The organism is Alcanivorax sp. (genome assembly GCF_051117345.1).
In the GTDB taxonomy this organism is placed as follows: Bacteria; Pseudomonadota; Gammaproteobacteria; order Pseudomonadales; family Alcanivoracaceae; genus Alcanivorax.
The window spans coordinates 1-10,716 of sequence record NZ_JBNPEC010000141.1; the positions used below are offsets into that span (position 1 = coordinate 1).

General features: G+C 61.0%; 9 protein-coding genes. 7 read left to right on the forward strand and 2 right to left on the reverse strand.

The features are described 5' to 3' along the window. Positions 1-271 precede the first annotated feature (271 nt). From ACFE0K_RS09160 to ACFE0K_RS09175, 4 genes are all read left to right on the forward strand, one after another. Positions 272-559, forward strand: coding sequence for a hypothetical protein (locus tag ACFE0K_RS09160; RefSeq protein WP_434535774.1), 288 nt, complete (start codon positions 272-274; stop codon positions 557-559). 15 nt (positions 560-574) lie between these two features. After that, positions 575-1,933 carry a DUF2868 domain-containing protein gene (locus tag ACFE0K_RS09165; protein ID WP_434535775.1) on the forward strand — a complete coding sequence of 453 codons (1,359 nt, stop codon included), beginning with the start codon at positions 575-577 and terminating at the stop codon, positions 1,931-1,933. After that, entirely contained in the window at positions 1,930-3,381 is a 1,452-nt protein-coding gene (locus tag ACFE0K_RS09170) for a GTPase/DUF3482 domain-containing protein (RefSeq protein WP_434535776.1), read from the forward strand. The genes ACFE0K_RS09165 and ACFE0K_RS09170 overlap by 4 nt, the downstream gene beginning before the upstream one ends. Before the next feature lie 252 nt (positions 3,382-3,633). Further along, complete coding sequence (locus ACFE0K_RS09175; protein WP_434535777.1) at positions 3,634-4,359, forward strand: DUF1963 domain-containing protein; 726 nt, start codon at positions 3,634-3,636, stop codon at positions 4,357-4,359. Positions 4,360-4,493: 134 nt separating this feature from the next. On the opposite strand, the gene ACFE0K_RS09180 is transcribed toward ACFE0K_RS09175, so the two are convergent. Beyond that, complete coding sequence (locus ACFE0K_RS09180) at positions 4,494-5,405, reverse strand: helix-turn-helix domain-containing protein (protein WP_434535778.1); 912 nt, start codon at positions 5,403-5,405, stop codon at positions 4,494-4,496. A 103-nt stretch (positions 5,406-5,508) separates the two neighbouring features. On the opposite strand from ACFE0K_RS09180, the gene ACFE0K_RS09185 reads away from it, so the two are divergent. From ACFE0K_RS09185 to mmsB, 3 genes are all read left to right on the forward strand, one after another. Further along, positions 5,509-7,008, forward strand: coding sequence for a CoA-acylating methylmalonate-semialdehyde dehydrogenase (locus tag ACFE0K_RS09185; RefSeq protein WP_434535779.1), 1,500 nt, complete (start codon positions 5,509-5,511; stop codon positions 7,006-7,008). A 119-nt stretch (positions 7,009-7,127) separates the two neighbouring features. After that, positions 7,128-8,279 carry an acyl-CoA dehydrogenase family protein gene (locus tag ACFE0K_RS09190; protein WP_434535780.1) on the forward strand — a complete coding sequence of 384 codons (1,152 nt, stop codon included), beginning with the start codon at positions 7,128-7,130 and terminating at the stop codon, positions 8,277-8,279. Positions 8,280-8,457: 178 nt separating this feature from the next. Beyond that, positions 8,458-9,345 (forward strand): 3-hydroxyisobutyrate dehydrogenase, encoded by an 888-nt coding sequence (gene mmsB / locus ACFE0K_RS09195; protein ID WP_434535781.1) that lies wholly within the window; start codon positions 8,458-8,460, stop codon positions 9,343-9,345. Between the two features lie 128 nt (positions 9,346-9,473). On the opposite strand, the gene thpD is transcribed toward mmsB, so the two are convergent. Continuing rightward, positions 9,474-10,406, reverse strand: a complete 933-nt coding sequence (gene thpD, locus ACFE0K_RS09200; RefSeq protein WP_434535782.1) for an ectoine hydroxylase — start codon at positions 10,404-10,406, stop codon at positions 9,474-9,476. Positions 10,407-10,716 lie beyond the last annotated feature (310 nt).

Genomic DNA, 10,716 nt, shown 5'->3' on the forward strand with positions numbered 1-10,716 from the left:
GGATGACATGGAAACCTCGTTAAAAGCAGAGAAAACGGGAGGGCAGTATAAAACAGTTGCGAGGTACGAGTGACGAGGAGCGACGCGGAATCGCTGACTGCCACCCTGAAGTCGTTACGCCCGCGAGTCCACGGCCAGATTTTCGCAACTCGCTTCTCGTACCCCGATACTCTTCACTCCGTACATGCGCCGGACGCGAACTTTATCTATCCTTGGGGTTCACAAGGTGTGCCGTCACTTGCCGGTGACGGAAAATTTCAGGAGATCGTCAATGAAAGCTGTTGCCCTGGTTGTGCCCGCTTTTGCCTTGCTGGTTACCGCCTGCGCCACCCAGTACGACACTGATTACCCCGCCGGGTTGCCGGAAGGCACCACTACTTGCCCGGATGATCCGCCTCAAGCCTGTACCATGGATTACCGCCCCGCGTTTGGTTATGACGAGCAAGGTGGCATTCTCGGTGAATACGGTAATGCCTGCGGTGCCTGTGCCACCGATGGGGTGAAATACACCTCGCCCAAACAGCTTCCGAAACCGGGCGCTGCCCCGGACGACAAATAACCTCGAGGTCGCCCCTTGCCCAAGGCCCTGACCCTGCTGCTGGATTTTGACGACCAGTACCGTCGCGATGTGCAACAGAGCCATGCCTTTCTGCACCGCCGCGACCGCCGCTTTGCCCAGCAGCAGGAAGACCGGAAACAGCCGCTCACCGTGCCCGCCTGGCTGGCGGCCCTGCATGCCCTGAACGGCCAGCGCCGTGACGCCGGCGCCGACCCGCGCCTGCGTCACTGGCGTCAGGCCCGCTGGGTGTTTGCCGGCCTGGGCGCGCTGCTGGGCGCTGGCTTCATGCTCGGCCTGCTCTGGTATGACGGCAGCCGGCAGATCAACCTGACCCTGCTGATCGGCCTGGTGGCCCTGCAACTGCTGCTGGCCCTGTTCACCAGCCTGCAAGCCTGGCTGGGCTGGCAGCCCTGGGGCAGTCTGCTGGGGCCGCGCCAGGGCGACGACGCGCTGGCGACCCTGCGCCCGGCTCTGTGTGCCCGCATCGCCCACACCGGCGGCCTGTTGTTTGCCATCAGCGGCCTGCTTACCTTGCTGGCCCTGGTGGTAGTGCAGGATCTGGCCTTCGGCTGGAGCACCACCCTGCAGACCTCCGCCGATGGCTATCACCAGATGGTGGCTGCCCTGGCCCAGCCCTGGCAGACCCTGTGGCCAGCAGCGGTGCCCTCGGCGGAGCTGGTGAACGCCTCCCAGTTCTACCGGCTTACGGATGCCCCGGCAGACAATCCGGCCTTGCTGGGCACCTGGTGGCCCTTTGTGCTGATGCTGTGGCTGGTCTATGTGCTGCTGCCCCGGTTGCTGCTGCTGATGCTGGCGGCCCTGCAGGTGCGCTGGCAGGCGGGCCGCGCCCTGCGCGCTCACCCGGGCTGGCAGGGGCTGTTCTATCGCTTCGAAACCCCCTGGGTGGAAACCCGGGGCCAGGAAGAAAGCCAGCCGGCCCCGGCGGCGGCGAAAACTGTGCTGTCGCCCCTGCCGGACAGCGCCACCCTGATCCATTGGGCCGGTGCTGCCATGCAGGCCACTTCTCTGTTGCCTCGACTCAGTCGCGACCCGGCGCCGCTTCAGCGCCGTGCCGGAGGTAACAATTCCCTGGACGAGGATGCCCAGGTGCTGGCGCAGACCGGCGCCCGCAATCAACCGGTGCTACTGATCACCCGGGGCTGGGAGCCGCCCACCGGTGAACTCAGCGATTTCATTGTCGATGCCCGCGATCACTGGCCCGCCGCCACTTTGCTGGCGCTGGTGCCGCTGGCGGACGAACAGGGTGCCGCACTCACCGATGCCGGCCTGCTGGCCCAGTGGCAGCGCTTTGTGGACCGTCAGGGCGACAGCCAGCTGCTGCTGTGCGCCCCCCGGGAACAGGAACAGCCATGAACGAAACGGCCCAACAACCGCCCCGCTTTGCCGTGGTCGGCCACCCCAACAAGGGCAAGTCCAGCGTGGTGGCCACCCTGGCCCAGAACGACTCCATTGCCATTGCCATGGAGCCCGGTACCACCCGTGACAGCCACCGTTACCCCATGAAAGTGGACGACGTCACCCTCTACGAGCTGATCGACACCCCCGGCTTCCAGCGCCCGCGCAAGGTGCTGGCCTGGTTGCAGGGTCACAGCCTGTCCGCCTCCGACCGCCAGGAAACCGTGGCGGCCTTCGTTACCCAGCATGCGGATGATCCGCGCTATCACGACGAATGCGAGCTGCTGCGTCCCATCGTGGAAGGGGCCGGCATCATTTACGTGGTGGATGGCTCGGTGCCCTACAACCGCGAACACGAAGCGGAAATGAACATCCTGCGCTGGACCGGCCGGCCCAGCCTGGCGCTGATCAACCAGATCGGCAGCGATGATCACAGTGCCGACTGGGAAGCGGCCCTGGGCCAGTACTTCCAGATCGTGCGCCGCTTCGACGCGGTCCACGCCCCCTTCGAAAAGCACCTGGACCTGCTGCGCAGCTTCGGGCAACTGGCCCCGGACTGGCGCGAACCCCTGGATGCAGCGCTGGAATACCTGCAGGCGCTCAAATTCGGTCGCGACAGCCAGGCTCTCGAGCACATTGCGGATGCCCTGATTGATATGCTCGGCCATCAGGAAAGCGCGCGGCTGGGCGAACACGAGCCCGCCAAGCCGCTGTTGCCCAAGCTGCGCCAACGCTGGCAGAACTGGCAGCGCGAGCGGGAGCAGCGCCTGCGTCGAGGGGTGGAAGATCTCTACCAGCATCGTCGCCTGCAACGGCAGGAAAGCGACCTGCTCACCCCGGACGATGGCGACCTGTTCAGCGAACGCACCCGCCAGCTGTGGGGTATCAGCAAGGCCCAGCTGGCCGCCGCCGGTTTCGGTGCCGGCGCGGTGGGCGGTGCCGGGCTGGATGCGGTGACCCTGGGGCATTCCCTGGGCACCGGCGCGCTGATCGGCGGCCTGCTCGGTGCTGCCGGCAGCTACTACTACGGCGACAAACTCACCCGCCTGAAACTGGGCCCCCTCAGCGGCGGCTTCCGCGAAGCGGTCTACGGCCCGCTGAAAGATCCCCAGTTCGCCTATGTGGTACTGGGCCGTGCCCTGGTACACAGCTATGAAGTCAGCCAGCGCAACCACGCCGGCCGCGACGTGCTGGCGGTCAACGATGCCGGTGAACACTGGCTGGAGCACATGGACCGCAAGGACCGCCAACGCCTGCACAAGACCCTGCAATCCCTGGCCAACCGCAAATTCGAACCCGGCAAACGCCAACGCCTGATCGAACAACTGGAACAGGCGCAGCAGGCGTTCGGGCGCTGGCAGATGGAGCAGTTTGAAGGTAGTGAACAGTTAACAGTGAATAGTTAATAGCGGCGCGATTTGGTGTAGGTGCCGGTTTAAAGGCCTGGCCCGCGCCCTCAGCTTTGCGCGCGGGCAGGGGCGTTAAAGATAAGCAAGCGGTTGTTCGCGAACTGTTCACTGTTAATTATTCACTATTAACTGCTTTTTTTTGCATTCCGCTCAGTCAGCAAAACCGCCCTGGCGGCAGATTTGTGAAGGACATTCATTGCCCTGACACCAGAGACTGGGCAAGCTGAAACGACCGAACGAGGACGTTTCATGCTGCCCGAAGAAATCAAACTCAAGCTTGCTCCCCTGTCCCGGTCCGCCTGGCGGCCCCGGGTTGGGCCTGCTGTGCCAGGGGCGCGCTCCAAGTTTGGTGGCTTGCCTCTGCTCAGGCCGGACGAATCCTGGCCCTGTTGCGGGCATTGCCATCAGCCCATGCAGCTGTTCGTGCAACTGGATTCCGGCGATCTGCCGGCGGACGCCGGGCAGCCTTTCGGGGATGGTGTTCTGCAGGTGTTTTACTGCACCAACATGGAAGAGGAATGCGAAGTACTCGGCCAGGCCCATTTGCCTTTTTCCGAGGCCTCAATGACACGGGTGATTCCCCGCGACCAGACCCACGGTTTCGATGCCCTGCCGGTGACCATTCCCGATGCCTTCCCCGAGCAATCCCTGACCGGCTGGAGCCGGCATAACGATTTTCCTGATCAGCAGGAAACTGTAGCCATCAACGATGATCTGCCCGACGGAACTCTCGCCCTGCTCCATGCCCACCGCCCTGCCCCACGGGCCGGCGACAAACTGCTGGGTTGGCCGCACTGGGTGCAACATGTGGACTATCCGGCTTGTCCGTGTTGCCAGAAAAAAATGCATTTTGTCATGCAGCTGGATTCCACCGACACCCTGCCCTTCTGGTTCGGTGATTACGGTTGCGCCTATGTTTTCCAGTGTGAAAACCATGCCGACATCATGACGATGACCTGGTCAAGTCGCGCATAATTTAAAAAAATAAATTAAAAAATAAAATTCCTACCCTTTCCATTTATTGTTGGGGCTTTGCCTGCAAGGCGAATACCCTGCTGACCTGATTGCGCCTTGCAAGCAAGGCTCCAACGGACAGGCGGATTAGGTGGTCAGTGCCCACGCTCACGGCGATAACGTTGTGGCGAAATCCCCATCACTTTTTTAAATAATCTCGAAAAATAATAGGGGTCGTCATAGCCGAGCCAGGCGGCTATCTGTGCCACGGTATCGTCGCTGATATCCAGCAGATAGCAGGCATGGCTGACCTTGATGCGCTGGAACGCCTGCATCGGAGTTTGCCCGGTCTGGCGTTTGTATTCGCGAATAAAGTGGTAGCGCGACAGCGCACTGGTGGCGGCCACCAGTTCATCCAGATTGAGCCGGCGGGTGAGGGCGGTCTGCAGGTAGCTGTTGACCCGGTTGATATCCAGAGACGCGTGACGGGTAGTGTGTTGGCGGCGCATCAGCGCCGCGAAGGCCAGCAGGCTGCGCAGCAGGTTGGCGGCGTAGACCAGATGTTCCGGCTGCACCCGGGTGGCAGCGGCCAATAGCGCCTGAAATTCCTCCGCCAGTCGCGAATGCACGCCCACGGTCACCCGGTTAGCCTCGGGGTTACCTCCGGCAATTTCGTCAAAATACTGCGAGACCTCATCGCCCCCCAGATGCACCCAGTAAATGCTCCAGGGATCACTGTCATCCGCCTGATAGTGGTGAGGCAGGCCCTCAGGCAGCAGCAACAGATCACCAGCGGTGACCGGCAATATCTCGCCATTGACCTGCAATTGGCCTTGACCAGCAACGCAGTAAATCAACAGGTCATCCGCCGGATTCGCCCGCAACATGCGGTGTCCGCCGGCATGGGGGTAGTAGCCGACGCCATGGGGCAGGCAGCCGCGACAGAGGGGATGGGCCGCCATGGTGGCCAGCACCGCCGGGGGAATCACGGTGCGCTGACCAGTCGCCGGCAGAGGCCAGCGGGAGGTTTCTGCCGGGTGCTGACCGGTTGTCGTCGAAAGGCTCATGAACCGCAATATAGTCCATCCAGATCAAAAGTGGCTATCTCTATCGCTCAATCGCTGTGCTACAAAGGGACCCATACCGACAATACTTGCGTGGAGAGCTGTCATGACTCGTCGTCTGCCCCTGCTGATCAATGGCGAATTCGTCGCCAGCCAGACCGACCAGTGGATTCCGGTGACCAACCCGGCCACCCAGGAAATTCTTTGTGAAGCCCCGGCGGCTACCGCCGAGGAAATGGAGCAGGCCATTGCGGCGGGTAAGGCGGCGTTCCAGACCTGGAAAGAAGTGCCTGTCTCCGAGCGGGCCCGATTGATGCTGCGCTATCAGGCGCTGCTGAAAGAGCATCACGACGAGATTGCGGAAATCCTCAGCCAAGAAACCGGCAAAACCTTCGAGGATGCCAAAGGGGATGTGTGGCGCGGCATCGAAGTGGCCGAGCAGGCCGCCAACATCGCCTCGTTGATGATGGGCGAAACCGTGGAGAACGTAGCGCGCAGTATCGACACCCATTCCTGGACCCAGCCGCTGGGCGTGTGCGCGGGGATTACCCCGTTCAACTTCCCGGCCATGATTCCCCTGTGGATGTTCCCGCTGGCCATCGCCGCGGGTAACACCTTTGTGCTCAAGCCTTCCGAGCAGGACCCGATGACCCCGAACCGGCTGGCGGAACTGTTCCAGGAAGCCGGCGCGGCGCCGGGCCTGTTGCAGGTGGTGCACGGCGGCAAGGAACAGGTCGATACCCTGCTCACGCACCCGGACATCAAGGCCGTCTCGTTTGTGGGCTCGGTGCCGGTGGGTCAGCACGTGTATCGCACGGCCACCGATAACATGAAGCGCGCGCAGTGTTTTGCCGGTGCCAAGAACCACATGGTGATCATGCCCGATGCCAACAAGGATCAGGTGGTCAGCAGCCTGGTGGGGTCGTCCTGCGGGGCAGCGGGGCAGCGCTGCATGGCCATCAGCGTGGCGGTGTTCGTGGGCGATTCCAAAGAATGGATTGATGAGCTGGCCAGCCAGTTTGGGCAGATTCGCCCCGGTGCCTGGAACGACCCGGATGCGGCCTATGGCCCGCAGATCAGCCCGGCGGCAAAACAGCGGGTGCTGAAGATGATCGAGCAGGGCAAGCAAGAGGGCGCCACCTGCCTGCTGGATGGCTCCGATTGCACCGTGGAAGGCCTGCCGGAGGGTAACTGGGTTGGGCCGACCCTGTTTACCGATGTGACCGCCAACATGGCGATTTATCAGGAAGAAATTTTCGGTCCAGTATTGTGCTGCGTGTGCGTGGATTCGCTGGATGAGGCACTGGAACTGGTCAACAACAGCCCCTATGGCAACGGCACCTCCATCTTTACCGCCAGCGGTGCCGCGGCGCGGAAATATCAGCACGAAGTGGAAGTGGGGCAGGTGGGTATCAACGTGCCGATTCCCGTGCCGCTGCCGTTCTTCAGTTTCACTGGCTGGAAAGGGTCGTTCTACGGTGACCAGCACGCCTACGGCAAACAGGGCGTGCGTTTCTATACGGAAACCAAGACCGTCACCAGCCGCTGGTTCGATTCGGATATTCCGGTTTCCGCTGGCCCGAACATGAGCATTAATTTGAAATAACAGGACTTCCCGTAGGAGCGTCGCTTGCGGCGCGATTCCAGCGTCAGGTTATCGCGCCGCAAGCGACGCTCCTACGGCAAGAGTCTTGAATGTGAAAAAGGTCTTGAAAGGATCAAGCTGTGGACTTTTCTTTTAGCGAAGAACAAATCGCTTTCCGCGAAACGGCGAGACAGTTTTCTGAAAAAGAACTGGCCCCCTGCGCCGCTGAGTGGGATGCAAAAAGCCACTTTCCCAAAGACGCCATTCGCAAGGCGGGTGAATTGGGTTTTTGCTCCCTCTACTGCGATGAAGAACATGGTGGCATGGGGCTGTCGCGTCTCGATGCTGCATTGATTTTCGAGCAACTGTCACAGGGCTGCACCTCGACCACGGCGTTTATCACTATTCACAACATGGCCACCTGGATGCTCACCCGTTTTGGCAGCGATGCTATCCGGGCGCGCTGGGCGGCGGATTTGATGAGCGGGGAAAAGCTGGCGTCCTACTGCCTCACCGAACCGGGTGCCGGTTCCGATGCGGCATCGTTAAGCACCACCGCGAAAAAAGACGGCGATGACTATGTGCTGAACGGCGCCAAAGCCTTTATCTCCGGGGCTGGCGATACCGATGTACTGGTATTGATGGCGCGCACCGGCGGGCCCGGTGCCGGCGGCATTTCCTGCTTTGCGGTGCCGGCGGATGCCCCCGGTGTCAGCTATGGCCGCAACGAAGCCAAGATGGGCTGGAAGAGCCAGCCCACCCGGGCGGTGATTCTGGAAGACGCACGCATTTCCGCCGACTGCCTGATCGGTGAAGACGGGCAGGGCTTCCGCATCGCCATGGCCGGCCTGGATGGTGGCCGTATCAATATCGCCAGCTGCTCTCTGGGTGCTGCCCAGGCCGCCCTGCGCCAGGCCCAGCAATACGTGCAGGAACGCAAACAGTTCGGTCAGGCCATTGGTGATTTCCAGACTGTGCAATTCACCCTGGCCGACATGGCCACGGAACTGGTGGCGGCCCAGCAGATGGTGCGCCTGGCCGCCTGGAAGCTGGATCAGAATCACAGTGATAAAAGCATGCTGTGCGCCATGGCGAAACGACTGGCCACGGACCTGTGTTTCAACGTCTGCAACCAAGCGCTGCAACTGCATGGTGGCTATGGCTATATCAGTGAGTACCCGCTGGAGCGTTACGTGCGCGATGCGCGGGTGCACCAGATTCTGGAAGGCACCAATGAAATCATGCGCGTGATCATCGCGCGCAATGTGTTGAAGGATCTTTCTTTCCTTTGAACGTGCATGCCGTAGGAGCCTGCTTGCAGGCGATCCGGTTGTGCTGGGGAAAGGTCAGACGTCGGACGACAAAGAAATGTGTAAGTGGGTTTAGCGTCTGACTTCCGACGTCAGACGTCCGACCCGTCTCTAAACGCACAACAATATCCGCTCGGAAAAGCGGCAGGGAGAGACAACCATGAAAATCGGATTCTTCGGTGTCGGGCATATGGGTGGCCCCATGGCGGCCAACCTTATCAAGGCCGGCCATGAGGTGGTGGCCTTTGATCTGGTGCCGGAACTGCTGCAGGCCGTCGTCAAAGACGGCGCCAAGGCCGCCAGCAGTGCCAGCGACGCCGTGCAGGGGGCGGAGGTGATTGTCAGCATGCTGCCGTCCGCTGGCGCGGTTCGCGGCCTTTATCTTGGCGACAACGGTGTCTTGCAAGATATTGATAAAAGCGCCCTGATTATCGATTGCTCCACCATCGATGCAGACACCGCCCGTGACGTAGCCGCCATTGCCAAAGAGCAGGGCAGGGCGATGATTGATGCGCCGGTGTCCGGCGGCGTCGGCGGGGCCAAGGCCGGTACGCTCACGTTTATTTGTGGCGGCCAGGAAGAGGCCATTGATCGGGCCCGCCCTGTACTGGAATGCATGGGCGCCCAGGTGTTTCGTGCCGGAGACAACGGCGCTGGCCAACTGGCAAAAATCTGCAACAACATGCTGCTGGCCATCCACATGATCGGTACCGCCGAAGCCTTGCAGATGGGGGCCGACCACGGTCTGGACCCGGCGGTGCTTTCCGAGATCATGAAAGCCAGCTCCGGCGACAACTGGTCCCTGGACAAGTACAACCCCTGGCCCGGCGTCATGGAAAACGTACCGTCATCGAAAGACTACGAAGGCGGCTTCGCAGTGAAATTGATGAACAAGGATCTGGGCCTGGCGCTACAAGCGGGACTGAGCACGCAATCCGCCACGCCCATGGGAAATCTGGCCAAAAGCCTCTATGCGGCTCATGGAAACCATGGGTATTCCGAGAAAGACTTTTCCAGTATTCAGCGGTTTTTTCGCCACAAGGAGTAGGGCAGTTAATAGTTAACAGTGAATAGTTAATAGCGCACGCGAAAGTGCCGCTCTGGCTGAAATGATAAAGGCCGCGCCCAAAGCTGGGGGTGGCCTTTTTTTCGCTGTTAGCTGTTCACTATTCACTCTTAACTGTCATTCGCTTGCCAAAGCCGATCCGGCTCATGCCCGAGAAACCGTGGGCGGCGCTTCTTCGCCGCGTAAGGTTCCCCACAGGCGTTGTCGCGCCGGTTGAACACGAAGAACACATTGCTGCGCGGGTCCGGTGACATGTTGGCGTTGGAGCCGTGCAGGGTGTTGCAGTCAAACAGCAGCAGGCTGCCCGCCGGACCGGTGGGGGCGTCGATGCCATAGCGGTCTATCATGGTGGCCAGTGCGTGCTCGGACGGCACACCGATCTGTTGGGTTTTCAGGGATTGCTTGTGGTGCTCGTCCGGTGTGGGGCCCACACAGGGAATAAAGTGTTTGTGGGACCCGGGGATCAGCATCAGCGGTCCGTTGAAGGGGTGATTATCCGTCAGAATGATGGAGGCGCTTACCGCATGCATGCCCGGCATGCCATCTTCCGCATGCCAGGTTTCAAAATCAGAATGCCAGTTGAATCCCTTGCCCTTGAAGCCAGGCTTGTAGTTGATGCGGGACTGGTGCACGTAGTGTCCACCGCCGAGGATCTGCTCCACGCGTTGGGTCAGTCGCGGGTCGCGGGCCAGGCGCTGGAATGCCCGGTGCAGAAAGTGCACGGCAAACACGGAACGGATTTCCTGGCTGTCCGGCTCGGTGATCGTGAAAGGCTGGTCCCGGTAGTCATCACGATTGAGTAGCTCGCTCATGGCCCGGGTCAACGTGGCTACCTCATCACGGGACAGAAAGCCGGGCTCGAACAGAAAGCCGTTTTCCTCAAAACGATTTAGCTGTTGGTCAGTCAATGGGCCGGGCAGGTGGCGGCCTTTTACCGTGTGCTCCCGGCGCTCACGCCAGGCTTGTTCCGGATGCTGGTGCAGCCGGGTGGGGTAGGGGTCGACCTGAATCGGGGCCGGGCAAGTCAGGTTCTGCGCTGACATCAAATCACCTCCGCGATCTAATCCACAGTTCAGAAACAGCCTGCAATAAGGCGTCTGCTGGACCTGACAGACGCGCAGCCGTCTGTGGGCCATGGGGCAGGGGCCACTGGCAGTCGCGTCAGGTCCGTTATTCAAGTGACCGGCAGAATGGCCGGCAACCGTGAAGATAAGGGTTATGTTGAGAGTTTCAAGCCCCGTGGCAGGGGTTGTTGGGCAATATGGATGAGTAGATTGCGGGCAAACCGCAACGGATCCTCTGCCAGCAGCCCTTTTGTTCCTGGTTTCATGTCGGGTAGCGTGCTTGTCGACT